Source organism: Glutamicibacter sp., from assembly GCF_050701915.1.
In the GTDB taxonomy this organism is placed as follows: Bacteria; Actinomycetota; Actinomycetes; order Actinomycetales; family Micrococcaceae; genus Glutamicibacter.
The window spans coordinates 12434-38903 of sequence record NZ_JBOGEG010000007.1 but is presented as its reverse complement, the minus strand read 5'-3'; the positions used below and the strand labels follow the sequence as shown (position 1 = coordinate 38903).

At 64.4% G+C, this 26470-nt stretch carries 24 protein-coding genes; 3 read left to right on the top strand and 21 right to left on the bottom strand.

The window, feature by feature from the left end; genetic code table 11:
• The first annotated feature begins 276 nt into the window (after positions 1-276).
• Positions 277-2127: a hypothetical protein gene (locus ACRDT3_RS06840; RefSeq protein WP_431492262.1), complete on the top strand. Its 1851-nt coding sequence runs from the start codon at positions 277-279 to the stop codon at positions 2125-2127.
• A gap of 102 nt (positions 2128-2229) precedes the next feature.
• Here the strand turns inward: ACRDT3_RS06840 and glpK are convergent, their stop codons facing one another.
• The 3 genes from glpK to ACRDT3_RS06825 are packed head-to-tail and all read right to left on the bottom strand — an operon-like array spanning position 2230 to position 6235.
• Complete coding sequence (gene glpK, locus ACRDT3_RS06835; RefSeq protein ID WP_431492261.1) at positions 2230-3750, bottom strand: glycerol kinase GlpK; 1521 nt, start codon at positions 3748-3750, stop codon at positions 2230-2232.
• A 17-nt stretch (positions 3751-3767) separates the two neighbouring features.
• Positions 3768-4496 carry an MIP/aquaporin family protein gene (locus tag ACRDT3_RS06830; RefSeq protein ID WP_431492260.1) on the bottom strand — a complete coding sequence of 243 codons (729 nt, stop codon included), beginning with the start codon at positions 4494-4496 and terminating at the stop codon, positions 3768-3770.
• Positions 4497-4555: 59 nt separating this feature from the next.
• Entirely contained in the window at positions 4556-6235 is a 1680-nt protein-coding gene (locus tag ACRDT3_RS06825) for an FAD-dependent oxidoreductase (RefSeq protein ID WP_431492259.1), read from the bottom strand.
• A 106-nt stretch (positions 6236-6341) separates the two neighbouring features.
• Between ACRDT3_RS06825 and ACRDT3_RS06820 the strand changes: the two genes are divergently transcribed.
• Positions 6342-7349: a sugar-binding transcriptional regulator gene (locus tag ACRDT3_RS06820; RefSeq protein WP_431492258.1), complete on the top strand. Its 1008-nt coding sequence runs from the start codon at positions 6342-6344 to the stop codon at positions 7347-7349.
• Between the two features lie 10 nt (positions 7350-7359).
• Positions 7360-8256 carry an alpha/beta fold hydrolase gene (locus ACRDT3_RS06815; RefSeq protein ID WP_431492257.1) on the top strand — a complete coding sequence of 299 codons (897 nt, stop codon included), beginning with the start codon at positions 7360-7362 and terminating at the stop codon, positions 8254-8256.
• On the opposite strand, the gene ACRDT3_RS06810 is transcribed toward ACRDT3_RS06815, so the two are convergent.
• The 18 genes from ACRDT3_RS06810 to aroB all read right to left on the bottom strand — a co-directional run bounded on the left by ACRDT3_RS06810 (position 8253) and on the right by aroB (position 26430).
• Positions 8253-10214, bottom strand: coding sequence for a primosomal protein PriA (locus ACRDT3_RS06810; protein ID WP_431492256.1), 1962 nt, complete (start codon positions 10212-10214; stop codon positions 8253-8255). The genes ACRDT3_RS06815 and ACRDT3_RS06810 overlap by 4 nt on opposite strands.
• A gap of 9 nt (positions 10215-10223) precedes the next feature.
• Entirely contained in the window at positions 10224-11429 is a 1206-nt protein-coding gene (gene metK / locus ACRDT3_RS06805) for a methionine adenosyltransferase (protein WP_431492255.1), read from the bottom strand.
• 76 nt (positions 11430-11505) lie between these two features.
• Entirely contained in the window at positions 11506-12732 is a 1227-nt protein-coding gene (gene coaBC, locus ACRDT3_RS06800) for a bifunctional phosphopantothenoylcysteine decarboxylase/phosphopantothenate--cysteine ligase CoaBC (protein ID WP_431492254.1), read from the bottom strand.
• A 101-nt stretch (positions 12733-12833) separates the two neighbouring features.
• The gene (gene rpoZ, locus ACRDT3_RS06795; protein WP_431492253.1) at positions 12834-13094 is read right to left on the bottom strand and encodes a DNA-directed RNA polymerase subunit omega; all 261 of its coding nucleotides are present in this window, start codon (positions 13092-13094) and stop codon (positions 12834-12836) included.
• Positions 13095-13102: 8 nt separating this feature from the next.
• Positions 13103-13669, bottom strand: coding sequence for a guanylate kinase (gmk, locus tag ACRDT3_RS06790; RefSeq protein WP_431492252.1), 567 nt, complete (start codon positions 13667-13669; stop codon positions 13103-13105).
• 3 nt (positions 13670-13672) lie between these two features.
• Complete coding sequence (mihF, locus tag ACRDT3_RS06785) at positions 13673-14008, bottom strand: integration host factor, actinobacterial type (RefSeq protein WP_013349055.1); 336 nt, start codon at positions 14006-14008, stop codon at positions 13673-13675.
• Between the two features lie 147 nt (positions 14009-14155).
• Entirely contained in the window at positions 14156-14998 is an 843-nt protein-coding gene (gene pyrF, locus ACRDT3_RS06780) for an orotidine-5'-phosphate decarboxylase (protein WP_431492251.1), read from the bottom strand.
• Positions 14991-18269 (bottom strand): carbamoyl-phosphate synthase large subunit, encoded by a 3279-nt coding sequence (gene carB / locus ACRDT3_RS06775; RefSeq protein ID WP_431492250.1) that lies wholly within the window; start codon positions 18267-18269, stop codon positions 14991-14993. Before carB ends, pyrF begins: the two co-directional genes overlap by 8 nt.
• A complete protein-coding gene (gene carA / locus ACRDT3_RS06770; RefSeq protein ID WP_431492249.1) occupies positions 18269-19438 on the bottom strand; it encodes a glutamine-hydrolyzing carbamoyl-phosphate synthase small subunit in 1170 nt (389 codons plus the stop codon). Before carA ends, carB begins: the two co-directional genes overlap by 1 nt.
• Positions 19439-19945, bottom strand: coding sequence for a hypothetical protein (locus tag ACRDT3_RS06765; protein ID WP_431492248.1), 507 nt, complete (start codon positions 19943-19945; stop codon positions 19439-19441).
• Positions 19938-21242 carry a dihydroorotase gene (locus tag ACRDT3_RS06760; RefSeq protein WP_431492247.1) on the bottom strand — a complete coding sequence of 435 codons (1305 nt, stop codon included), beginning with the start codon at positions 21240-21242 and terminating at the stop codon, positions 19938-19940. Before ACRDT3_RS06760 ends, ACRDT3_RS06765 begins: the two co-directional genes overlap by 8 nt.
• Positions 21243-21253: 11 nt before the next feature.
• Entirely contained in the window at positions 21254-22216 is a 963-nt protein-coding gene (locus ACRDT3_RS06755; protein WP_431492246.1) for an aspartate carbamoyltransferase catalytic subunit, read from the bottom strand.
• Positions 22213-22782, bottom strand: coding sequence for a bifunctional pyr operon transcriptional regulator/uracil phosphoribosyltransferase PyrR (gene pyrR, locus ACRDT3_RS06750; protein WP_431492245.1), 570 nt, complete (start codon positions 22780-22782; stop codon positions 22213-22215). The genes ACRDT3_RS06755 and pyrR overlap by 4 nt, the downstream gene beginning before the upstream one ends.
• Positions 22783-23047: 265 nt before the next feature.
• Positions 23048-23608 (bottom strand): DUF664 domain-containing protein, encoded by a 561-nt coding sequence (locus tag ACRDT3_RS06745; protein ID WP_431492244.1) that lies wholly within the window; start codon positions 23606-23608, stop codon positions 23048-23050.
• A gap of 114 nt (positions 23609-23722) precedes the next feature.
• A complete protein-coding gene (gene nusB, locus ACRDT3_RS06740) occupies positions 23723-24133 on the bottom strand; it encodes a transcription antitermination factor NusB (RefSeq protein ID WP_105658302.1) in 411 nt (136 codons plus the stop codon).
• Positions 24133-24693 carry an elongation factor P gene (gene efp, locus ACRDT3_RS06735; RefSeq protein WP_431492243.1) on the bottom strand — a complete coding sequence of 187 codons (561 nt, stop codon included), beginning with the start codon at positions 24691-24693 and terminating at the stop codon, positions 24133-24135. Before efp ends, nusB begins: the two co-directional genes overlap by 1 nt.
• Positions 24694-24803: 110 nt before the next feature.
• Positions 24804-25334, bottom strand: a complete 531-nt coding sequence (locus tag ACRDT3_RS06730) for a tetratricopeptide repeat protein (protein ID WP_431492242.1) — start codon at positions 25332-25334, stop codon at positions 24804-24806.
• 4 nt (positions 25335-25338) lie between these two features.
• A complete protein-coding gene (aroB, locus tag ACRDT3_RS06725) occupies positions 25339-26430 on the bottom strand; it encodes a 3-dehydroquinate synthase (RefSeq protein WP_431492241.1) in 1092 nt (363 codons plus the stop codon).
• Between the last annotated feature and the right edge of the window lie 40 nt (positions 26431-26470).

Sequence of the window (26470 nt, the reverse complement as noted above, 5' to 3'; positions counted from 1 at the left end):
CACGCTTTGCGGAATAATTTCCGATAGGAAAAACTTGTTCTTGGTTCCAGACACAACAAAAGCCCCCAAATTTCCACTCGGGGGTACGGCCAACGGGCCGCGCTCAGGCTAGGTTGCGCTTCGGATTCATACCGCGATTCTATCGCATATCCCCTGCCCACGCGCGCATCGATGAAGCGCAAGATTGGACACAGCGGGAAACGTAGCGCCACGCGGTTATCCACATCCCGCGGCTGCCCTCAGGGGCCGGACCTTCCAGCGCCCGATCATGGAGCCATGAACGCGCCAGCCCTGATCGCCGCATTGCGCACCGCCTGCCAGGCCCCGTTGCGCCTCGGACCGGCACTATCCGGTGCCATGCTGCTGCGCCTGGGCTACCTCTGCCTGGCCCTGTATGCAGCGCTGGGCAAGCTGGTGCACGATGCCGGCGACCCGCGCCTGGTGCTGGCGCACCTGCAGCTCACCGAAAGGTTCGCCCAGCAAGTCCATTGCCAGCAACTCGCCGGCGCGCTGCATGCCGAGGCCACCGGCGCCCATGCACTGGCACTGGACACCTACGCGGCCCTGCGTTTGCCGGCCGATGATCCCGATGCCATCACCGATGGGCTCTTTGCCGGGGACCCGCACGCTGCCACGGGGCGCTGCTGCTACAAGGACACCGCCCAGCTGCTGGCCGCATGGCTGGGGGTCAGCTACTTCGAGGCCCAACGGCGCATTGCCGACGCGCACCTGCTCATTGGCCGCCGCACCCCCGACGGCCGCATCTGCGCGCCGCGTTTCCCTCATCTGGCCGGACTCTACGCGCAGGGCGCTGCCAACCGCCGGGCCATCGCTTCCACCGCGCGGCGCCTTGAACGGCTCGAACCGCAGGACACGACCTTTGACGGCGTGCCCGTCCAGTTGCTGGCTCAGGGCACCGATGGCCGCACCCTGGACCAATCCGCGGCCGAATCCCTGCAAGACCTAGGACCTGCGGCCGCGCAGAAGCAGATCAGCTCCGCAATCAGGACCTACAAGGAACTGCACGGCAAGCAGCTGCCACCCAGGCTGGGCATGTTCATCGGCCCGGTGAAAAACGGCGTGCATTTCTTCTCGCTGCGCACCGATGCCAGCGACGCGCAGCTGGTTCATTCGGTGCTCACGCAGGCTGGCAATCCACGCACCAAGGCCGGCCGGGCCGATCGCCAAGCCGAGCAGGAGCGCCCGCCGGGTTCGGGATCCAGCACCGGGAGCAACACGCAAGAGGACCAGGACACCCATGCAGGTCGGGACCCCCAAGCAGGCAAGGATACCGGTACCGGGCGGGAGGCTGCACCTGAGCCGCCTTCGTGGCTGCGCAGCGATCAGCCCATGCCGCCGTGGGCCGAAGAGGGACCAGAAGCTCACGATGGCGAGCATCCGGATGACGGCCGCACCGCAAAGCAAGCAGAGGCAGGCGACGAGCCGCAGTTGGAGGACACCGCCACCGGGCAGCCCGATCTGCATCGTCGCCGGCTCAACGCGTTCATGGCGCTGCTGCGCGCACCATTCGCCGGCGGCAAGCGAAAAGTCGTCGTCCCGAAGTTCGTGGTCTACCTGTGGCTCGCGGATCTGCAGAACCTGGCTGACGCGCACGGCATGACCGCCAACGGTGTCGACATCCCGCCCGGAGAACTCCGGCAGCTGCTGGCCAAGGCGAACATCATCCCGATGGTCCTGGGCGGCAACAGCCAGGTACTGGATATGGGGCGCAAGATGCGCTACCACAAGGGGCAGATCCGTGAAGCGATCATGGCCCGGGATCGCGGCTGCATCGTGCCCGACTGCACCGCTCCGCCGGATCATGTCGAAACCGACCACTACCAGAAGCCCTGGTCCGAAGGCGGCGAAACCAGTGTCTGGTCCGGAACGGGAATGTGCACGCCCGATCACCACAAGCGCCACGCCGGACAGCTCAAGGTCATCGATGTCGATGGGCTGCCGCACGTGGTCATGCCCGCCCATGTCGATCCGGAGCAGAAGCCTCGCCGCAATACCTATTGGGGTGCCCGGCAAGCTGGCGAGTCCCCAGCGCGCCAGGGTGCTGCCACGCCGGAACCTGCACAAGCGGGCCAGGGCGAAACCCCGGACGCCGCGTCCGGTGGATGACACGCCCCGCGGGTTAAACCAGCAACGCCCGAACCAGCCCAGTGGGTGATTCGAGCGTTGCCGGTTGCGGCCAGATCGGATCCGGTCAAGCCACGGTTGCGCTTAGGCCTTGGTGTCTTCGTCGACCCAGTCGAAGGTGCGGGTGACAGCCTTCTTCCACAGGCGCAAGCTGCGCTCACGCGTAGCCTCATCCATGGTTGGCTCCCAGCGCTTGTCCTCGGCCCAGTTGTCTTCCAGCTCGCCGAGGTCCTTCCAGAAGCCAACGGCCAGGCCCGCAGCGTAAGCTGCACCCAGGGCGGTGGTCTCGGTGACCTGCGGGCGAACCACGGGCACGCCGAGGATGTCTGCTTGGAACTGCATCAGGGCTTCATTGGCCACCATGCCGCCGTCGACCTTCAGCTCGGTCAGTGGAACCTCTGCGTCGGCGTTTACCGCATCCAGGACTTCGCGAGTCTGGAAAGCGGTGGACTCGAGGGCCGCACGGGCGATGTGGTTCTTGTTCGCATAGCGAGTCAAGCCCACGATCGCGCCACGGGCATCCGAGCGCCAATATGGTGCGAACAACCCGGAGAAGGCCGGAACGATGTACACGCCGCCGTTGTCCTCCACCTTGGCTGCCAGTTCCTCGATCTCAGGAGCGGTAGCGATCATGCCGATATTGTCGCGCAGCCACTGGATCAGCGAACCGGCAACGGCGATGGAACCTTCCAAGGCATACACCGGTGCGTTGTCGCCCAGCTTGTAGGCCATGGTGGTCAGCAGGCCATTGGTCGAATTCACGATCTCCGTGCCGGTGTTGAAGATCAGGAAGCAACCGGTGCCGTAGGTGTTCTTCGCGGTACCCGCGGTGAAGGCCGCCTGGCCGAAAGTCGCCGCCTGCTGGTCGCCCAGGATGCCTGCAACAGGCACCTCGCGCAGCAGCTGGTTGGTGTGCACGGAGCCGTAGACCTCCGAAGAGGAGCGGATCTGCGGCATCATCGAGCGCGGCACGCCGAAGTCAGCCAGGATCTTCTCGTCCCAGTCCAGGGTCTTCAGGTCCATGAACAGGGTGCGCGAGGCGTTCGTCACGTCGGTGACGTGCACGCCGCCGTCCACGCCGCCGGTCAGGTTCCACAGCACCCAGCTATCGGTGGTGCCGAAGAGCAGGTCGCCTGCTTCCGCACGCTCCCGTGCGCCTTCGACATTGTCCAGGATCCACTTGATCTTGGTACCGGAGAAGTAGGTTGCCAGTGGCAGGCCGACGGTCTGCTTGTAGCGTTCCAGGCCGCCGTCGGCTGCCAGTTCGTCGACGATGTCCTGGGTGCGGGTGTCCTGCCAGACGATCGCGTTGTAGACGGCTTCGCCGGTGTTCTTGTCCCATACCACCGCGGTTTCACGCTGGTTGGTGATGCCGACGACCTCGATGTCGTGGCGGGTCAGGTTGGCCTTGGACAGGGCCTGGCCGATCACTTCGCGCACGTTGTTCCAGATTTCGGCTGGATCGTGCTCGACCCATCCGGCAGCCGGGAAGATCTGCTCGTGTTCCTTCTGGCCTACCGAGTGCACCTCACCGGCGTGGGTGAAGACGATAGCGCGGGAGCTGGTCGTGCCTTGGTCAATGGCGATGACGAATTTTTCACTCATGATTCACTGCTCTCTTTCTAGAACATTGGCGCGGCGGCAAGTCCGCCAAGGATACCGCCGATAGCTGGACCAGCCAACGGAACCCACGAGTAGGACCAATCGGAGGAACCCTTGCCCTTGATCGGCAGGATGGCGTGGGCAACACGTGGACCCAGGTCGCGGAAGGGGTTGATGGCGTAGCCGGTGGCACCACCCAGGGACAGGCCGATGGCAACAACCAGCAGGCCGACAGCCAGCGGGCCGAGCTCATGAGGAGTGTGCCCCAGGCCGGCGATCACGAACACCAGGACAAAGGTGCCGAAGATCTCCGAGACCAGGTTCCAGCCGTAGGAGCGGATGGCCGGTCCGGTGGAGAAGACACCGAGCTGCTTGCCCGCGTTCTGCGGATCATCCAGGTGCTTCTTGTAGGACAACCAGGTGCCCACGGCACCAAGGAAGGCGCCAATGAACTGCGCTACGAAGTAGAGCAGCGTATTGGCCATGGTCTTGGCGACCCCGGGGGCGTATTCGGCGACGTCCGGGTTGACCAGCAGGCCCAGGGTGACGGCCGGGTTCAGGTGGGCTCCGGAGATGCCCGCTATCCAGACGCCGCAATAGACGCCCAGGCCCCAGCCGAAGCTGATTGCTACCCAGCCTGCGGCGCTGCCGAGGGTGCCTTTCAGGGCGACGTTCGCGCAGACGCCGCCGCCCATCAGCAAGAGAATGAAAGTGCCGGCTAATTCGGCGAGAAACACGTGAGTGGACAACGTTGACCTCTTAGTGGTTTCGAGTGCCAGCGGCGACTTGCCGCCGGCCAAGATGCAGGTTAGACCAGGGTGACTCCGTGGGCTTCTGCGAGTACCGAGAGCGAATGGTCGATCTCGGCTTGGATCTGGGACTGGTCCCAACCCATCGGCTCAGCAAGGCAATTAGCTGCCTCGATTACCAAATTCTTCGTGACCAGGCCGCGGAAGGCCAGGTTGGTGCGGCGGATGAAGACATCGATCAGGCGGCCCACCTGCTCATGGTTCGCCATGTAGGCCAACTCCTGGCAGGACAGCTCGTTGGTGTGCTCCAGCATGGTTTCGTTGCCGCCGATGATTTCCAGCAGGGCATCGGCACCGGTGCCGTAGCGTTCCAGCAGCACGCGCAAGCGTTCGCGGCCGGCCTTGGACTCGCGCGCCGCGTACCAGGCGGCGAGTTCGCCATCGTTGGCCGGGAAGTTCTTTCCGCCACCAATGGCAACGCCGGCGGTGGACTTCACTTCACGGGCTCCGAGGAATTCCAAGGCCTTGCCGCCCAGGTTCTCGCTCAATGCGCGGAAGGTGGTCCACTTGCCGCCGATCAGCGAGAGCATGGTGGTCGCGTCGGTCAGGCGGGTTTCCTTGATCTGGTAATCACGGGAAACGAAGCCTGGCGCGGTGTCGTCATGGCTGGGCAGGGGGCGCACGCCGGAGAACTTGTAGACGATCTGTTCCTTGGTGGCCTTGATGCCCGGGAAGACATGGTGGACCAGCTCGAAGAAGTAGTCGACCTCCTCGTCGGTGCACACCGCTGGCTCATTCATGTCGTGCTCGAGGTCGGTGGTGCCGACCAGCACGCGGCCGAGCATCGGGTAGATGAGCACGATCCGGCCGTCTTCATGCTCGAAGAAGATTTCGCGGCCGCCGGTAGCGGCGAGCAGTTCCGGGTGATCCAGCACGATGTGCGAACCCTTGGTGCCGCCGGTCCACTTGGTATCGCGGCCCAGGTCCTTGTTGGTCAGATCCACCCACGCGCCGGTGGCGTTGATGATGACGTCGGCCTCGAAGTCGAACTCTTCGCCGGAGAGCATATCGCGCAGCTTCGCGGTGCCTGCGTCAACGCCGGCCAGCTCGACGTAGTTGCTGGCTCGGGCCTCGTCATTGGCGTTCAGGCCTTCACGCAGCACATCCAGCGTCAGCCGCTCGGGGTTGTGCACCGAGGCATCGAAGTAGGTGGCGGTGTACTTGACGTCATCGCGCAGAGCTGGGAGGTCCTGGCGGGCAGCCTTGCCGGCCTTGAAGTTATGCCAAGGGGTGTTGCGTCCGCCGATCCCTGCGAACACGTCGTACATGATCAACCCGGCCTTGATCAGCGCCGCGCCGCGTTCGGTTGGCTTGCCCGACTTGTGGGACAGGAAGCGCATGGGTGCGCTGAGGATGCCGGAGAAGGTGGAGAAGATGGGGATGGTGGTCTGCAGTGGCTTCACGTAGTGCGGAGCGATCTCCAGCAGCGAGTTGCGCTCCTGCACCGACTCGTGAACCAAGCGGAACTCGCCGTTCTCCAGGTAGCGGATTCCGCCATGGATCATGTGCGAGCTGGCGCCCGAAGCGCCCTGGCAGTAATCGCCGCGCTCGATAAGGGCTACATCAATCCCCTGCATGGCCAGGTAGCGGAAGGTCGCTACGCCGTTGATGCCACCGCCAACAACCAGAACCTGCGCCTGCGGACGTTCACGCAGTTTGGCTAGCTGTTCCCGAATCACGATTTGTGCCCCTTATGTAAATAATGGATGAGTCTGAAGCTAGTCTTGTTACTGAACGGCAAAGCGGTCAAACAAAATGCACAAACGTGCAGAAGTGGTCTGAATCATGATGAAATCCTCGTCCGGGGGCACCTACAAGCGGGCGGCGACTGGCACATCTGTGCACAGCACCCCCAAGGCCAAGGACGCGCTGCGCGCTGCCCAGCTGTATTACCTGCAGGATATGAAGATGGAAGTGATCGCCAAGGAGCTGGGAACCTCGCGTTCCACGGTTTCCCGGTTGCTCACCCACGCCAAGCGCACAGGCATGGTTTCGATCAGCATCTCCCCCAGCGCCAACATGTCCGCGCTGCTGGGAAACCAGCTCTCCGAGCACTACGGGATCAGCTTCAACGTCGTGCCCACCGACGGCAACATGGATGACTCCGAGCTGCTGGCCCGCGTCTCTGCGCACGCGGCCTACCTGCTCGGTGGCATGGTTTCCTCCTCGATGACCGTGGGCGTTGCTTGGGGATCGACCATGCAGTCGGTGTCCATGGCGCTGGGCTCCCATCCGACCCATGACACGAAGATCGTGCAGCTCAATGGGGCCGCTAATCCCGTGACCAGCGGCGTGCGCTATGCCAGCGACATCCTCACGCGTTTCGGCCAGGCATTCACCGCCCGCACCGAGCAGTTCCCGGTCCCGGCTTTCTTCGACCGGGCATCCACCCGCGAAGCAATGTGGGAGGAAACTTCGATCCGCCGGGTGCTGCAGGTGCAGAAGGAGATGAGCCTCGCGGTGTTCTCCCTGGGCTCGGCCGGCTCCGCGGTCGCCTCGCAGGTCTACCGCGGCGGCTACCTGACCAAGGCGGAGACCCAAGAGCTCAACGAGATCGGCGTGGTCGGCGACGTGGCCACGGTGTTCTTCGACAAGGACGGGAACAGCTCGAACATTTCGCTCAACGCCCGCTCCACCGGGCCGAACCTCGATGCCCTACGCAAGGTGCCGACCCGTTTCTGCGTGATCGCCGGCCGCGGCAAGCTCCAGGCCGTGCGCGGTGCGCTCAAAGGCGGGCTGATCACCGACCTGGTGATCGACGAAGGCACCGCCCTGGCGCTGCTGGACGGGTAGGGTTAAAGCCATGGCCCCACGACAGCAGCTAGTGACCACCCACCATTTGAACGGTGCCGAAATCCGGGTCTACACCCACCCGGCCCAGCAGCCCTGCCGCGGGGTGATCTATGCCGTGCACGGATTCCGCGGAGACCACCACGGGCTGGCGCGCATCGTCTCGCATCTGGAGCACTACACGGTGATCGTTCCCGATCTTCCAGGCTTCGGCTCGTCGACCTCGATGGTGGATCTGGCCCATGACGTCAACGGGTACGCCGCCGTGCTCAATCAGCTGGCCGAAGAGCTGCAGCTGGATTCCTCCGTGCACCTGCTGGGGCATTCCTTCGGCTCGATCGTGGCCGCCAAGCTGGCCACCGTCCGCAGCTTTGCCGCGCTGGTTTTGCTGAACCCGATCTCCGAGCTGGCATTGGAGTCCGACCAGGCGCTGCTGGCCAAGCTCACCAGCGCCTACTACGAGGTGTGCGCCAAGCTTCCGGCCCGCATCGGCGAACCGCTGCTGCGTTCCAAGCTGTTCAGCGACGCCATGAGCCTGGTGATGACCAAGAGCAGGGACCCGGAAATCCGCGGCTACGTGCGCGAGCAGCACCGCGCCTACTTCGGCGGCTTCCACTCGCGTGCCACATTGGCCCAGTCCTACCGCGCCTCGATCAGCGCAACAGTCGGGGACTACTCCCCTGCGCTGGGCATGCCGACGCTGATGGTCGGGGGCATGCAAGATGAACTGGGCACCGCGAAGACCCAGGAGGCGCTGCGGGCCAGCTTCGCCAACGCCCAACTGGTCATGCTCGAGAACGTCGGGCACCTGATCCACTACGAGAAGGCGCCCGAAACGGCCGCCGCCATCGACGGCTTCCTGCAGCTGCTGGCAACCGGCCGGGCTCAGAAGCCTGCGGCAGGATCCTAGAGCGCGTCGTCCGGGTCGATAGCGATATTCACGACCGGGTCCTTGGCCGCGGACATGCTCGCGCGCAGGTGGCGCAGCGCCTTGGTCACCGCCGGCCCATCGGCGTAGGAGAAGAAGAGCACGTAGCGGTGCTGGGCCGGGGGCCCGTCTATCACCGTCGGGCCGTGGATTTGCACGCGCTCCCGGGTTTCCGGGTCAAGATTAGCGACCAGCCGTTCGGCGCCCAGTCCTGAAATCACCGCGCTGCGTACCGCCGGGGGCAACCCCACCTCGCGGCGCTCGGCCAATTCGCGTTCGGCGAAGCTCGCCGGGTCATAGCGCACCAGCGCGGCCCCGGCAGGGCTCGGATTGCCGGTGAGCACCACAACACCGCCAGAACGGGCCATGGAGGCGGCGGTGAACCAGCGGGAGATGACTTCTTCGGCGTTGCGCAGCGAATCGTGGGCCATCATCTTGTCGGCATCGAGCAGCAGCACCGCGGCGTAGCCGGATTCGGCAAATGGTTCGACCCCTGGCGTAGCGACGACCAGCGCCGGTTTGCCGGGAATCTTGTCCACGGGCTTTGCTCCGGTGGAAGAAATAACGTTGACCTTGGGGAACGCCAGCCCGAGTTCTTCGGCGGTGCGATCGGCGCCGATGCTGGCGGCCCGAATCCGCGGCGAGGCGCAGTGCACGCACCGGTAGTCGTGGTATTGCTCGGCGCACCAGCGGCAAGCCACATGCGAGCCCTTGCCGGCGATGTGCAGCGGTCCTTGGCAGGCAGTGCAGCGCGCCGGAGTCCGGCAATCCTGGCAGGCCAGCGCCGGCATGAACCCGGTGCGCGCCACCTGCACCAGCACCGGGCCGGATTCCAGCGCCTTGGTGGCTTCCCGCCAGGCCAGCGAAGGGATGCGGGCCCGGGCCAGCACCGGGTCGCGCTCGAGCTCGAAATCATTGGTGGTGGCCACAATGCGCGCGGTTTGCGCACGCAACAGGTCGCGGGGAACCTTCAGCTCGGTGGCCCAGCCGGTCGCCACCAGCCGCTGGGCCTCGACCGAGCGCGATGGCGAAGCGATCAGCATGGAGATGCCGGCTTGCTGGCTGCGCAGCAACGCCACCTCGCGGCTGTGCTGGTAGGGTGCGCGCTGTTCGCGGTGCGACTGGTCCGCGTCCTGCCACACGATCATCAGTTCCAGCCCGGGCACGTGGCACAGCGCCGCCGAGCGGGTGCCGATGACGATCTGCACATGACCTCCGATGGCACGCAGGAAGTTGCGGTAGCGCGGGGTCGGCCCGTCATCGGCCTGCAGGCGCGCATAGGACTCGGCGCCGAAGTGCTCATCGAGGTAGCTGCCCAGCAATCGCAGATCGCGCGCATCGGGCACGATCAGCAGCACGCGCTGGCCGCGCTCAAGCACCGGACGGGCCGCATCCATCAAGAACCCCGGCCAGGCACCATAGAAATTCGGCACCCAGGTGGCAACGGCCCGCAGGGTTTCGCCACCGCCCCAGGCGGCAAGCGCCTGGGCGCCGTGCTCGTAGTGGGAGAGCTGGTTCGGTGCTTCGGGCAGCAGCGGCGCGACGGTGGCCAGTTCCTCTTTTTCGACCTTGGCCGCGCGGGCGGGCACGGCAAGACGCACCACATCCCACAGGGTTCCGGCATAGCGGGTCGCAATCTCTTGCGCGGCGGACACAATTTCCGGGTACAGCGCCACCTGGGTGCTGACCAGTTTGGCCAGCGGCCGCAGCTTCATTTCCGGCGCGTGGTCCTCGAGCACCTCAACGATGAATCCGGAGAGCAGCTGTGGCCCGAAGGGCACCTTGACGCGCACCCCCGCCACGGCGTCTTGGGCCATCGAGGGCGGAATCTCGTAGTCGAAGAAGCGGTCCAGGTGCGGTAGGGAAGAATCAATCAGCACCCGGGCAACCCGCTTGAGGCGGGCCGGCTCGGGTGCTGAGATGAGGGCATCTTGCTGCACGCTCTGATCCTAGGCGTTGAACCAGCTGCGCAGGGCGTCGACGCGGTCCAGCTTCTCCCAGGTGAAGTCGTTGTCCTCGCGGCCGAAGTGGCCGTGGGCAGCGGTCTTGCGGTAGATCGGGCGCTTCAAGTCCAGGTCTTCGATGATGCCCAGCGGGCGCAGGTCGAACACCTCGTTGATGGCCTTGGTGATCTTGGCCGGATCAACGGTCTCGGTGCCGAAGGTCTCCACGTACAGGCCCACCGGACGGGCCACGCCGATCGCGTAGGCCACCTGGACCTCTGCACGGCGTGCCAGGCCAGCAGCGACCACGTTCTTGGCCACCCAGCGCATCGCGTAGGCAGCCGAGCGGTCGACCTTAGAAGGGTCCTTGCCGGAGAAGGCGCCGCCACCGTGGCGGGCGAAGCCGCCATAGGTGTCCACGATGATCTTGCGGCCGGTCAAGCCGGCATCGCCGACCGGGCCGCCGATGATGAACGGGCCCGATGGGTTCAGGATGATCTTGGTGTTCGAGGTGTCCAGGCCCGAACGCTCCAGGATCGGGGTGACGACCTCTTCGTGCAGGTCGGCTTTCAGGGTCGCCAGCTCGTATTCGGCGGCGTGCTGGCTGGAAACGACCACGGTGTCCACGGAGACCGGCTTGTCGCCGTCGTAGCCGATGGTGACCTGGGTCTTGCCATCCGGGCGCAGCAGCGGCATGCGGCCGTTCTTGCGGACCTGGGTCAGGCGTTCGGAAAGGCGGTGCGCAAGGAAAATCGGGGTCGGCATCAGCGACTCGGTCTCATCCGAGGCATAGCCGAACATCAGGCCCTGGTCGCCGGCACCCTGCATGTCGCGGGGATCCTTGGCCGTGCCTTCGCGCGACTCCAGCGAGTTGAAGACGCCATCGTGGATTTCCTGGGACTGCTGGCCGATCGACACGGACACGCCGCAGCGCGCACCGTCAAAGCCGTTGGCCGAGGAATCGTAGCCGATGTCCAGGATGGTCTTGCGGACGATCTCGGGGATCTCCACGTAGCCATTGGTGGTCACCTCGCCGGCGACGTGCACCAGCCCGGTGGTGGTCAGGGTCTCGACGGCGACCTTCGAGTCCGGATCCTGCGCCAGCATGGCGTCGAGGATCGCGTCCGAAATCTGGTCGCAAATCTTGTCCGGGTGGCCCTCGGTCACGGATTCCGAGGTGAAAAGACGAAGTTCAGGGGTTGTTGAAGTCACCGTATAACTCTATCTGGTCTCTGGGACCGGTAAGCAGATCTGGTACGTTTCGTGAACAAGCACCGTATGGCGCCACTCACTTTGTTACAGCTGCATGACTTTTTGTTGCATTCGAAATCTGCTCGATGACCACGCGGGCTACCTCGAGCTTGCTGCCCGAGGCCTGCACCGAGTCGGCGCGACCGGCGAAAAGCACCTGGATGCTGTTGGTTTCCTGCCCGAAGGTCAGGGACGCGCCCACCTCGTTGACCACGAGCATTTCGCAGCCCTTGCGGTTCAGCTTGGCCCGGCCGTATTCCAGTACGGTCCCCTGCTCGTCCCCGGTCTCGGCGGCAAACCCGACAATGAACGGCGGCAGTTCCGGATTCCGGCTACGGGCGCCGACCAGCTCGGCGAGGATGTCCGGGTTGCGGACCAGTTCGATGACCGGCGCCGAATGCTCATCGCGCTTCTTGATCTTCGAGTTTTCGATTCTTGCCGGACGGAAATCGGCGACGGCGGCATTCATGATCAGCACATCCTGGCCCTCAGCGCAGTCGAAGACCGCCTCGCGCAGCTCCAGCGCGCTGGAGGCGTGCACCAGCCGCACGCCATGCGGCGCGGGCACTTCCAGATGCGTAGCGATCAACGTGACCTCGGCCCCGGCATCACGGGCAGCCTGTGCCAGCGCGACCCCCTGGCGGCCCGACGAGCGGTTACCCAGGAAACGCACCGGATCCAGCGGTTCACGGGTGCCGCCGGCGGTGATCAAGACCTTGGTGCCGGCCAGCACCGGATCGGCGAGCAGATCCTGGATTGCGGCGAAAATTTCATCGGGTTCCGGAAGCCGGCCCGGACCCGAATCCTTGCCGGTCAGCCGCCCGGAAGCGGGCTCGATCACCCGCACGCCGCGATCCCGCAGGGTCTGCACATTCGCGACGGTGGCCTGGTGCTGCCACATTTCGGTGTGCATGGCAGGGGCCATCACTACCGGAGCCCGCGTAGCCAGCAAGGTCCCGGTGAGAAGGTCGTCAGCGATTCCCGCAGCGGCCTTGGCCATGACGTCCGCGGTGGCCGGCACGACCATCACCAGATCGGCCTGCTGGCCGAGGCGCACGTGATTGACCGAATCCACCGCGTCGAACACGTTCGAGGTCACCGGATTTCCAGATAGGGCTTCCCAGGTGGCGTTGCCCACGAAGTTGGCGACGTTCCGGGTTGGGATCACGTCGACGTGGTGCCCGGCTTCGCGCAGCAAGCGCAGCAGGAGTACTGACTTGTAGGCGGCGATACCAGCGGAAACGCCTAGGACAATTCGCTTCACGAAGTACTTCCTCGAGGATTCGGTGCGGTGATGAGGTGGGTGCGGGAGAAAAGGAGCTTAACGAAAAAGAAGGCGCCCGCTTAGGGGCGCCGACTTTTCGATTAGTCCTCGATGACCTCGGCTGGGGTAACCTTCAGCAGGTTGTCGTCCAGCTCGCGCAAGGCGATGGTCAGCGGCTTCTCGTTCAGCTTGGTTTCTACCAGTGGGCCTACGTACTCGAACAGGCCTTCGTTCAGCTGCGCGTAGTAGGCGTTGATCTGGCGTGCACGCTTGGCCGAGTTCAGCACAATGGCGTACTTCGAGTCGTTGGTCTCAAGCAACGAGTCGATCGATGGGTTAATGATTCCCTCTGGGTTGGACACAGGACTCCCTATTTGTCGTTCTTTAGCCCCATGAGGGCTACAAGCTCTTCGGCGGCACGTGCGACATCGTCGTTGACGATGGTCACGTCGAATTCAGATTCCGCTGCAAGTTCTAGTTTAGCGGTTTCTAGGCGGCGCTGCTGTTCCTCGGCCGTTTCAGTGCCGCGTCCCACAAGGCGGCGCACCAATTCGTCCCATGATGGCGGGGCCAAGAAGACGAATTTTGCCTCGGGCATCGACTCCTTGACCTGGCGCGCACCCTGCAAATCGATTTCCAGCAGGACCTTCTTGCCCTCTGCCACTGCATCTTCAACCGTCGATCGAATCGTGCCGTAGCTGTTCTGGCCATGGACAACAGCCCATTCCAGCATCTGGCCTTCCTCAACCAGGGACTGGAAGCGCTCGGGGCCCACGAAGAAGTAGTGGACTCCGTCCTGCTCCCCTGGCCTTGCGTTTCGGGTCGTTGCGGACACCGAGAGCCAGACATCTGGATAGTTATCGCGGATGTAGGTAGAGACGGTGCCCTTGCCTACTGCCGTGGGGCCGGCTAGAACAGTTACCGACGCAGCGGTCATTGACTACACTTTCGTTTTTGGCGGGCTTTGCTTGAAGTGCTCGGTGATTGCGGTGCGCTGCTTGCGTCCCAGTCCGCGCAGACGGCGGGAAGGGGAAATGCCAAGTCGCTCCAGCAAGTTTGCCGCGCGTACTTCACCTACGCCCGGTACCGATTCCAGAAGGTCCATGACACGCATGCGTCCCACGGCTTCATCTTCGTATACCAAGTCTAGTACCTCGGTGATGGAAATTTTGCCGGCACTGAACTCCGCCTTGATTTCTGCACGACGAGTGCGTGCGGCGAGTGCCTTGGCGCGGGCGCGGATACGATCTTCGTCAGAGAGTTCTCGCAGTACCATCGTTCAGCCATCCTTCAGTTGTAGTGGACTAAGGCTTATGTTGAGAAACATAGCGAGCTAACGCTGCTTTTGCAAGACTAAACGCGTTGTGGCTACTAGAAACTCTAATAGCCACAACGCGCCTATGTCACTTATTCAAATTTTTTGCTAGCTAGCTGCCAGCAATTCGTCCCGAACCCGCAGGGCTTTTTCCCTCAGAGCGGCCTTATTCGGCCCCTCTTTGAGGATGTCCCTGCTGCTCGTGCCCAATACCTGGCCGTAGCTGGAGGCGAATGACTTGGCAATATCCGCCGCCGTGGCACCCTGGGCCCCGAGTCCCGGAGTGAGCAGCGGAGCCTTGGAGGCTGCCAGATCAATTCCGAGCTTGGCCGGTGCGTCCCCGATGGTCGCACCGACAACCAACCCGACATGTCCTAAATCTTCTGCATATGCATTATCCGCAGTGACTTGGTCAATAATTGATTTAGCAACCGAGTTTTCCCCACCGACGTGCTGCACAGACGGCCCCTCTGGGTTGGAAGTCAGTCCGAGAACGAACACTCCCCTGCCGGTTTCAGCAGCCAAATCCAGTGCCGGACGCAGCGATTCATAACCCAGATATGGGCTCAAAGTCACCGCATCTGCAGCCAGCGGAGAAGCATCATCGAGCCATGCAGTCGCGTACGCCGCCATGGTCGAACCGATATCCCCGCGCTTGGCGTCGGCCAGCGTGAGCAGTCCAGCGGACTTCGCCACACTCAAGGTTTCTTCCAACGCGGCAAATCCCTTGGACCCGAAACGCTCGTACAGGGCAACCTGGGGCTTCAGGATTGCCGCCGCACCGGCCATCGCTTCCACGACGGTCAGTGAGAAAGATCGCACACCCTCGGCCGTATCCTCCAGCCCCCAGGCTTCCAGCAGCGCCGGGTGGGGATCGATCCCCACGCACAGCGGGCCGGAAGCCTGCATGGCTGAACGCAGCCGCTGCCCGAATGGGATCGGCTTAGGCATTGCGCGCCGCGTTCAGGTTGGCGTCGTGCACCTGCAAGCTGGTGACATCCCACTCGTACTCGCGCAGGGCATCGATCGCCTGGACCGAAGCGTTGAACTCCGCCACGGTGGTGATGACCGGGGTGCCGACCGAAGTCGCGGCGGCGCGGATTTCGTAGCCATCGCCACGTGCATCCGAACCCGACGGGGTGTTCAGGATCAGGCCGATCTGCCCGGCAACGATCAAATCGACAATGGACTCTCCGCCTTCGTGCAGCTTGCCGACCACCTGGGTCGGGATGCCGTTGCGGCGCAGCACTTCTGCGGTGCCGCCGGTGGAGATGATCTCGAAGCCGTTGTCTGCCAGGTGCTTGACCGGCAGGACGATCGAACGCTTGTCGCGGTTGGTGACCGAGACGAAGACCTTGCCGCCGGTTGGCAGCGGGTTATTCGCTGCGGCCTGCGACTTGGCGAAAGCTGTGTCGAAGTACTTGTCGATGCCCATGACTTCGCCGGTGGAGCGCATTTCAGGGCCGAGCAGCGAGTCGACGACCTTGCCCTCCGGGGTGCGGAAGCGGGCGAACGGCATGACTGCTTCCTTGACCGCGATCGCCGCCGATTCCGGCAGGTGCGCGCCATCGCCGGATGCTGGCAGGTAGCTGCCGCGCATCTCGGCCAGGGTCCGGCCCACGCCGATCAGCGCGGCGACCTTGGACAGCTGCACGCCGGTAGCCTTCGAGGTGAATGGCACGGTGCGCGATGCACGCGGGTTCGCTTCGATCACGTACAGGATGTCGCTGGCCAGGGCGAACTGGATGTTGATCAGGCCACGCACGCCCACGCCTTCGGCGATCGCACGGGTGGCTTCCTTCACGCGGTCGCGCACATCGGCGCCCAGGGTGATCGGAGGCAGGGTGCAGGCCGAGTCGCCGGAGTGGATGCCGGCTTCCTCGATGTGCTCCATGATGCCGCCGACGTACAGGTCGGTGCCGTCGAACAGGGCGTCGACATCGATCTCGATGGCGTCTTCCAGGAAGCGGTCCACCAGTACCGGGTGGTCCACGGTGATTTCGGTCGCGTTCAAGATGTAGCGCTCGAGGTTGGCCTCGTCGTACACGATCTCCATGCCGCGCCCGCCCAGCACGTAGGAAGGGCGAACCAGCACCGGGTAGCCGATGGAGTCGGCGATGGTCTTGGCATCGGCGAAGGACACCGCGGTGCCGTTCTTCGGCGCCACCAGCCCGGCGTTATCCAGCACCTGCTGGAAGGCGCCGCGGTGCTCGGCCAGGTCGATGGCCTCGGGCGAGGTGCCCAGGATCGGCACGCCGGCAGCCTTCAGCTCGGCGGCGAGCTTCAGCGGGGTCTGGCCGCCAAGCTGGACGAACACGCCCAGCACGCCGCCGGTTTCCTCTTCAGCGTGGATGACCTCCAGGACATCCTCCAAGGTCAGCGGCTCGAAGTAGAGGCGATCGGAGATGTCGTAGTCGGTGGAGACGGTCTCGGGGTTGCAGTTGACCATGACGGTCTCGTAGCCCTCGGCGCGCAGCGCCATCACCGCGTGGACGCAGGAGTAGTCGAACTCGATGCCCTGGCCGATGCGGTTCGGGCCCGAGCCCAGGATGATGACCGATTTCTTCTCGTGTTGCGCCAGCTCGGTCTCTTCATCGTACGAGGAGTACATGTAAGGGGTGAAGGCCTCGAACTCGGCGGCGCAGGTGTCCACGGTCTTGTAGACCGGGCGCACGCCCAGGGCGTGGCGGATGCCGCGGATAACGGCTTCGGCCTTTCCGGTGAGCTGGGCCAGCTGCACATCGGAGAAGCCGTGGCGCTTGGCTTCGCGCAGCACGTGCTCCGGCAGGTGCTTGTTCGCTGCCACCAGCTGCGCGACCTCGTTGATCAGCTGCAGCTGGTCCAGGTACCACGGGTCGATCGCGGTGGTTTCGAACAGCTTCTCGATGGACACGCCGGAGAACAGCAGGCGCTGGACCAGCGACAGGCGTTCGGTCGATCCCTTCACGATCGAGGCCAGCACGGCCTCGTGCTCGGCTTCCGGGATCGGCTCGAAGGACAGCTCGGAGCCCTTCTGCTCCAAGGAGCGCAGGGCCTTCTGCAGCGCTTCGGTGAAGTTGCGGCCCAGGGCCATCGCTTCGCCCACCGACTTCATGGTGGTGGTCAGGGTCTTGTCCGCTGCCGGGAACTTCTCGAAGGCGAAGCGCGGGACCTTGACGACCACGTAGTCCAGGGCCGGCTCGAAGGAGGCCGGGGTCTTCTGGGTGATGTCGTTGGGGATCTCATCCAGGGTGTAGCCCACGGCCAACTTGGTGGCGATCTTGGCGATCGCGAAGCCGGTGGCCTTGGAGGCCAGTGCCGAGGAGCGCGAGACGCGCGGGTTCATCTCGATGACCACCACGCGGCCGGTATCCGGCTCGATGGCGAACTGGATGTTGCAGCCGCCGGTGTCCACGCCGACTTCGCGGATGACCGCGATCGAGATGTCGCGCAGCTTCTGGTATTCGCGGTCGGTCAGGGTCATCGCCGGGGCGACGGTGATCGAGTCGCCGGTGTGCACGCCGACCGGATCGAAGTTCTCGATGGAGCAGACGACCACGACGTTGTCGTTCTTGTCGCGCATCATCTCCAGCTCGTATTCCTTCCAGCCCAGGATGGACTCCTCAAGGAGCACCTCGGTGGTTGGCGAGTACTGCAGGCCGGCGCCCGCGATGCGGCGCAGGTCCTCCGGGTTGTAGGCCATGCCCGAACCCAGGCCGCCCATGGTGAACGACGGGCGGACGACCACCGGGTAGTTCAGTTCCTCGACGGCGGCGAAGGCCTCGTCCAGGGTGTGCACGATGACCGAGCGGGCCGATTCGGCGCCGCAGCGCTCCACGACGCCCTTGAACTTCTCGCGGTCCTCGCCCAGCTCGATGGCTTCGATGTTCGCGCCGATCAGCTCGACGTCGTACTTGGCCAGGGCGCCGGACTTGTCCAGGGCGATGGCGGTGTTCAGCGCGGTCTGGCCGCCCAGGGTCGGCAGGATCGCATCGGGGCGTTCCTTGGCGATGATCTTCTCGACGACCTCGGGGGTGATCGGCTCGACGTAGGTGGCGTCGGCGAATTCCGGGTCGGTCATGATGGTGGCCGGGTTGGAGTTGACCAGGATGACCCGCAGGCCCTCCTCCTTCAGCACGCGCAGGGCCTGGGTGCCGGAGTAGTCGAATTCAGCGGCCTGGCCGATGACGATCGGACCCGAACCGATGACGAGAACTGATTTCAGATCGGTGCGCTTAGGCATTACTTGCTGTCCTTTTCTGCGGCGGAATCCAACGCGGTCATGAAGCGGTCAAAGAGGTAGGCGGCATCGTGGGGGCCGGATGCGGCCTCTGGGTGGTACTGCACGGAGAAGGCCGGGATGTCCAGGCAGGACAGGCCCTCGACCACGTGGTCGTTCAGCGAGTAGTGCGAGACCTCGACCTTGCCGAAGCGCTCGACCGGCGCGGTGACGGCGCCTTCGATCGGCGCGTCGACGGCGAAGCCGTGGTTCTGGCTGGTGATCTCCACGCGGCCGGTGGCCTTGTCCATCACCGGCTGGTTGATGCCGCGGTGGCCGAAGCGCAGCTTGTAGGTGTCGAAGCCCAGCGCGCGGCCCAGGATCTGGTTGCCGAAGCAGATGCCGAAGTACGGCATGCCGGCATCGAGCACCGAACGGACCAGCTCCACCTGGGTGGTGGCCGTGGCAGGGTCACCCGGGCCGTTGGAGAAGAAGACGCCCTCGGCGCCGGTGGCCTGGATGTCTTCCAGGGTGGCGTTGTACGGCAGCACGTGCACGCGCAGGCCGCGCTCGGCCAGGCGGTGCGGGGTCATCGACTTCATGCCCAGGTCGATCGCGGCCACGGTGTGCTTGGCCTCGCCCTCGTAGCCGTGGTCGGCTGGCTCGACGATGTAGGCGGTGTCCACCGAAACCTCGGCGGAGATGTTGCGTCCCGCCATCGACGGCTGCGCCTTGACCAGGGCAACCAGTTCGGCGTCGGTCTTCGCGGCGTCATCGCCGGAGAAGATGCCGGACTTCATTGCGCCAGCGTCGCGCAGGTGGCGGGTCAGCGCGCGGGTGTCCACGCCCTGGATGCCGACGATGCCGTATTCGACCAGGTCTGCATCCAAGGTGCGCTCGCTGCGCCAGTTGCTAGGCCGTCGGGCGGCGTCGCGCACCACGTAGCCGGCAGCCCACATGCGGGTGGATTCCGGGTCTTCCGAGTTCACGCCGGTGTTGCCGATGTGCGGGAAGGTCTGCACGATGATCTGGTGCGCGTAGGACGGGTCAGTCAGGGTTTCCTGGTAGCCGGTCATGCCGGTGGTGAACACTGCTTCACCCAGGGTGGTGCCCACGGCGCCATAGCTGCGCCCGCGGAAGATGCGACCATCTTCAAGTACCAACACGGCTGGTAGGTTGCTCAGGGAATTCACTTATTTGTCTCCTGCTCGGCTTACGTCGTTGTGCGACGCCAGCAACTGATAAATCTTTGGGGTGTCCTCGTGGTAGCGGGGACGGAATCCGGTATCGAAGGTGAAGCCGTCCTTGTTCCAGGTGATGACGATCAGGCCGTTCTTCTCCACGACCTTGCCGATCATCCCGTTGCTGCGCTTCACGTCCTCGTAGTGCTCCCATGGGATGTGCACATCGCGGGCTCCGGAACGGATCAGGTGCAGCCCTTCGCGTCCCAGTTCCAAGGTGGCGTTGGTGCGCACACCGAGGTCATGGACCGCGATGCGGGCCAGCCAGTCGTCGAATCCGGTGGTGACCACGTACATGCCTGCGAAACTGTGCTCCACCTGGTCGGCGAAGTCCTCGAAAGGCTCAGGAATCGCGGACTGCCGGGCCTTGAGGTTCCGCCACCCGAGAAGGATCAGGCCCACGCCTGCGACGATCGCGACGATCGTCCAGATGACCGGGGTCAGTGCTCCCTCAGGCATTGGCCGTCCTCGGGGTAGCCAGCTGGCCATCGAGCACGGTGGCGTGGCCGTGGAAGAAGGTGGCGCGCACCGATCCTGGCAGCTCCATGCCGGCGAACGGCGAGTTGCGCCCCTTGGTGGCCATGGCGGCCGGATCAACGATCCAGCGGGCTGCCGGGTCCACGAGGGTCAGGTTGGCGGGCTCGCCGATCGCGATCGGGCGGCCCTGGTCGGCAACGCGGCCGATCTGCGCGGGCACCTCGGAGGTAATGCGGGCAACGCCCTGCCAGCCCATCAGCCCGGTGTCGACCAGCGTGTGCTGCACGATGGACAGCGCGGTCTCCAGCCCGGTCATGCCCATGGCGGCCGCTCCCCACTCGCAGTCCTTGGCCTCGGACGGGTGCGGGGCGTGGTCGGTGCCGATCACGTCGATGGTGCCGTCGGCAACGCCGGCGCGCAGCGCCATCACGTCTTCTTCGCGGCGCAGCGGCGGGTTGACCTTGAAGACCGGGTCGTAGGTGCGGACCTTCTCGTCGGTCAGCAGCAGGTGGTGCGGGGTGACCTCCGCGGTGACCTGGATGCCGCGGGCCTTGGCCCAGCGGATGATCTCCACCGAGCCGGCCGTGGACACGTGGCACACGTGCAGGCGGGCGCCGACGTGCTCGGCCAGGAGCACATCGCGGGCGATGATCGATTCCTCGGCGACCGCTGGCCAACCGGGCATGCCCAGGATGGAGGAGACTTCGCCCTCGTTCATCTGGGCGCCTTCGGTCAGGCGCGGTTCCTGGGCGTGCTGGGCGATGACGCCGTCGAAGGCCTTCACGTATTCCAGGGCGCGGCGCATCAGCAGCGGGTCCCAGACGCAGATGCCGTCATCGGAGAACATCTTCACCTGGGCGCGGGAATCGGCCATCGCGCCGATCTCGCTCAGCTGCTTGCCGGCCAGCCCGACGGTCACCGCGCCGACCGGGCGGACATCCACCCAGCCTGCCTTGCGGCCCAATTCGTAGACCTGCTCGACGACGCCGGCGGTGTCGGCTACCGGGGTGGAGTTGGCCATCGCGTGCACGGCGGTGTAGCCGCCGCGGGCCGCGGCCCGGGAGCCGGTTTCCACGGTCTCGGCGTCTTCGCGGCCTGGCTCGCGCAGGTGCGTGTGGGTGTCGACGAGTCCGGGCAGGAGCACGAGATTCCTCGCGTCGATGACTTGGGCATCGCCGGGGGCAGCGATGCTGCCCAGCTGGGCGATCTTGCCGTCTGCGATCAGCACGTCGGCCGGTTCGCCGCCGAGGATGGAGGCCTGCTGGATCAAGTAGTTCATGGTTTCTTCCTTCAGATCAGGTCGCCGGAGAGGAGCATGTAGAGGCTGGCCATGCGCACGGCCACGCCATTGGTGACCTGGTCGAGCACGGTGGAGCGCGGCGAGTCCGCGGCAGCCGAGGAGATTTCCAGGCCGCGGTTCATCGGGCCCGGGTGCATGATCAGGGTTTCGGCGCCCGCGGCGTCCAATTCGGCCAGGCGCGCATCGTCCAGTCCCCAGTAGCGCGAGTATTCGCGGGGGTTCGGGAAGTAGGCGGCGTTCATCCGCTCGCCCTGCACGCGCAGCATCATCAGCGCGTCAACGCCCGATGCGATCACTGCGTCCAGGTCGTAGCTGATGGCGCAGGGCCAGGACTCGGCGCCGAAAGGCAGCAGGGTCGGTGGCGCCACCATGGTGACTTCGGCACCGAGGGTGTTCAGCAGCCACAGGTTGGAGCGGGCTACGCGCGAATGCAGGATATCCCCGACGATCGCGACCTTCAGCCCGTCCAGTCCGCGGCCTGCCGGGCTGGTGCCTTCGCGCAATGCCACCTGGCGGCGCAGGGTGAACGCGTCCAGCAGCGCCTGGGTGGGATGCTCGTGCGTGCCGTCGCCGGCGTTGACGATCGGCAGGCCGATCCAGTCCGTGGCAGCAAGCCGGGCCGGGGCGCCGGAATCCGGGTGGCGGATGACCACTGCGTCGGCGCCAATGGCCAGCAGGGTCTGGGCGGTGTCCTTCAGCGACTCGCCCTTGGAAACGCTCGATCCCTTCGCCGAGAAGTTGATCACGTCGGCGCTCAATCGCTTGGCTGCGGCTTCGAAGGAAATCCGGGTGCGGGTGGAGTCCTCGAAGAAGAGGTTCACCACGGTGCGCCCGCGCAGGGCTGGAAGCTTCTTGATGGCACGGGTCGAGGACTCGCGCATCTCTTCGGCGATATCCAGGATGGCGATGGCTTCTTCGCGGGTCAGGTCCGCGGTGGATAGCAGGTGTTTCACGCGGCGCCCTCGATCACGACTTCGTTTTTCCCATCGATTTCCGCCAGGTGCACGCGCACCTTTTCGCTTTTCGCTGTCGGCAGGTTCTTGCCCACATGATCGGCGCGGATGGGAAGTTCCCGATGCCCGCGGTCAACCAGGACGGCCAGCCGCACGATGCGCGGGCGGCCCCAGTCGGCCAAGGCATCCAAGGCGGCGCGGATGGTGCGCCCGGAGTACAGGACGTCGTCAACCAGGACTACGACCTTGCCTTCGATGCCGCCTGCTGGCAGGCGCGTCGGCGACGGGGTGCGGGTGGTGGAGTGGCGCAGATCATCACGGTACATGGTGATGTCCAGCTGGCCGACCAGGGATGCCGGGTCCAGGTTGCCGGGGGCGGTGGCCGCGATTCGCGATGCCAACCGCTGTGCCAGCGGGAAACCCCGGCTGGGAATGCCAAGGAGCACCAGGTCGTCGGTGCCTTTGTTGGCCTCGATGATCTCGAAGGCTACGCGAGTGAGTACACGTTCGATGTCGTCGCCGGTTAGTACCGTGCGGGCAGCATCTGGCATTGAATTTTCATTCATGCTGTGCACCTCTCCCTTCTCCGCCTCACGGGACGGGATTTAAAGGAATATTGCTAACTCAAATTATCACGAGCGGGAGCCGATTCCCTAGCGGAAACCTATGCATGACACTGAATGGAGCATGGGATCGGTCACAGGGATCCGCTGGGGGCTTCGTGCGACCGGCAGAACCACGCAGATCCCTACGGTTGGCCTTGGCCCCGCGCGCAGATGTGTTGCGATCGACACACCGGCGAAGTGGCATGGGCACGGATTTTCTGCTGCATTACTGGCCCACGCGACCGTCCAGGCATTCGCGCAGCAGATCCGCGTGCCCGCTGTGCCGCGCGTATTCCTCGATGCGGTGCACCAGCAGTTCGCGGACCACTACCTGCTCGGATCCTGCGCGCTGGCCGAGGTCCGGGAAGGAGTCCAGGGCCAGGTCGGTGGCGCGCTGCTCCTCATGCAGGATTTGCAGCGCTTGCGTCACCTGGGCGGTCTCGGGGCGCGCCCCGTCGAAATCGGATTCCGGCGGGCCGTAGATCCTGGCTGCAAGATTGCCCCGGGTTATCCAGTTGCGCCAGTCCCGCTCCACTTCACCCAGATGGCGCAGCAGCCCAAGCAGGCTGAGCGTGGAGGGCGGGACCGATCGCGTGGCCAACTGCCGGGCATCGAGCCCCTGGCATTTGAGCTCGATGGTCAGCCGGTAGTCGCGCAGATAGCGCTGGCAGGTGGCCCGTTCCCCTAACGGATCGGCTTCGCCCGCTTCCCGGGGATCCTGGGCGGGGTCCAGCCACATGTCGGGCACCAGTACGGATTCGCTCCAGCGTTCGGGGATCTGGTTCATGCGCCCTATCCTCGCCGCTGCGCCAGCTGCGGGCAAGGGCAGAACGCAAAAAAGCCCGGGCCCGAACCCCGCAAAAGGGGGTTCCGGCCCGGGCTCGGAATGATGAGGATCGAATTAGTCGACCAGGGTGTCCTTGACGCTCTGGATGCGACCCAAAACGCCATTGACGAACTCCGGCGATTCATCGGTGGACAATTCCCGGACGTTCACCACGGCTTCGGCCACGGCTACGGCATCGGGAACGTCATCGTTGTAAAGCAGCTCCCACACGCCGATGCGCAGTGCGCTGCGGTCAACCGCTGGCATGCGCTCGATGGTCCAGTCCTTGACGTAGCTCTCGAGAACTTCGTCAATGCGGTCCAGGTGGGCGGTTACGCCTTCGATGATCGTCAGCGAGTACTCGTTGAGTACGATGTCCGAGTTTTCCCGTCGTGCGATGGCTACGGCCAGCGGATTGACATCGCGGGCTTCGGCCTCGAACAGGAACTCAAGGGCTCGGCGACGGGCTTTGGCGCGGGCTCTCACTAGTTGACACGACCCAGGTAATCGCCGGTGCGGGTGTCAACCTTCACCTTGGTGTTCTGCTCAACGAACAGCGGAACCTGGATTTCCTTGCCGGTTTCCAGGGTTGCTGGCTTGGTGCCGGCCGACGAGCGGTCGCCCTGCAGGCCCGGCTCGGTGTAGGTGATTTCCAGGATGACCGAAGCTGGCAGTTCCAGGTACAGCGGGCTGCCATCGTACATTGCGATGGTCAGTTCCTGGTTCTCCAGCAGGAAGCCTGCTGCATCGCCAACGGTGTTGCCGGAAACGGTGATCTGGTCGTAATCTTCCAGGTTCATGAAGACGTAGTCTTCGCCATCCTGGTAGAGGTACTGGTAATCGCGGCGGTCAACGGTGGCCAGCTCGATCTTGGTGCCAGCGTTGTAGGTTTTGTCCAAGACCTTGCCGGTCATGACGTTGCGCATCTTGGTGCGAACGAATGCGCCGCCCTTGCCTGGCTTGACGTGCTGGAAGTCAATGATGGTCCAAAGCTGGCCATCGATCTTGATGACCTGTCCATTCTTGATGTCAGTTGTATCCGCCACGGTTCCTCAATCCTCTATTTTCGCCAGCTAGCGCCGGCATTATCAAAAATCCATCTCCAAGTTTACCCTACGCGCCATGCGGCACAAAGGGTTTTGCGCGGTGGCGCGCATTACTGCGCGGCGCGCTCCTCGGCAATTTGCATGCAGGTGCTTGCCGCGTTGACCAGGTACGCGTCGTCGTCCAGCGCGATGCGCAGATCCAGGGCTTTGCGGAAACGGGTTGCCGCCGCCTTGAAATCGCCCTTCGCGAAGAAGGACAGGCCAGCGTGGTGGTGGATCAGCGGTTCGTATGCGGTGCCGGCGAATTCCTCGGCCAGCTTGCGCAGGCGATTGATCGCGCGATCAAAGTCACCCTGCATGCGGGTCAGCTCGGTGTCCAGCACGCGCAGGTGGGCGTTGGTTGGATCCACGAAACGCGATTCGGCGATCAGCTCGCCGGCTTTCGCCAGCTCGCCACGAGCCAGCAGCACCATGACCTGGTCGGTAGGTGAACCGACCAGCAGCTGCTGCTCGGCCGCGGCCTCGTCGGAGATGTAGGGCTTCAGCGTTTCCGGGTCGATCAGCACGCCCTCTACGGCGGTGCCGACACCTTCGCGGTTTACCGATGCGACGTCAATGGCGTATGCGGTGTGGTCGACCATGTAGTTACTCCCCGATTTCCTGGTAGGCGGCGAAGAGCAGCGAATTATCGGGGACTTCGTAGATGCGCGGTTTGCCGATTTCTTCCAGCACGACGAAGCGCAGCTGGCTGCCGCGGGCCTTCTTGTCGCGCTTCATGCCATCGAGCAGTGCAGCCCAACGGTCATTGCGGTAGGTGGTCGGCAGGCCAAGGGACTTGAGGATCGCGACATGGCGATCGGCCACGGCATCGGAGGTGTAGCCGACCGAGCGGCCCAATTCGGCGGCGAAGGCCAGGCCGATGGACACGGCGGCGCCGTGGCGCATCTGGTAGCGCTCGGACAGCTCGATGGCGTGGGCCAGGGTGTGTCCGTAGTTCAGGAATTCGCGGTCGCCGGCTTCCTTCAAGTCGCGGGAAACCACGTCGACCTTCACGGCGATGGTGCGCTCGACCAGTTCGCGCAGGCGGTCGCTGGTTGGCTCGACGGCATCGGCTGGATCTTCTTCGATCAGTTCCAGGATGCGTTCATCGGCGATGAATCCGCACTTGACGATCTCGGCCATGCCGGTCACCAGCTCGTTCTTCGGCAAGGTGGCCAGCGCGTCCAGATCGGCGAGCACGCCTGCTGGCGGGTGGAATGCGCCCACCAGGTTCTTGCCTTCGGCGGTGTTGATGCCGGTCTTGCCGCCCACGGCAGCGTCGACCATGGCCAGCAGCGAGGTAGGGATATGGATGACCTTCACGCCGCGCAGCCAGGTAGCTGCGACGAAACCTGCCACGTCGGTCACGGCGCCGCCGCCCACGGAGATCACGGCGTCGGAACGGGTGAAGTCGTTCTTGCCCAGCACTTCCCAGCAGAAGGAAGCAACCTGGATGTGCTTGCCTTCTTCGGCGTCGGGAATCTCTGCGGTCAATGCCTCCAGGCCGGACTTTGCCAGTTCGTCGCGCACGACGTCGCCGGTGGCGCGCAAGGCTCGCGGGTGGATGACCAGAACCTTCTTGACCGCGGGGCCAAGCAGTTCGGGCAATTGGCCCAACAGGCCGTTGCCGACCATGACAGGGTATGACTCCCCTGGGGTGCTTCCGGTGACCTTCATAGTGGTCGGTGCGATAGGCATCAGTCTAGTTCCTCCTGATGGTGGTGATTTTTCTAGCGTA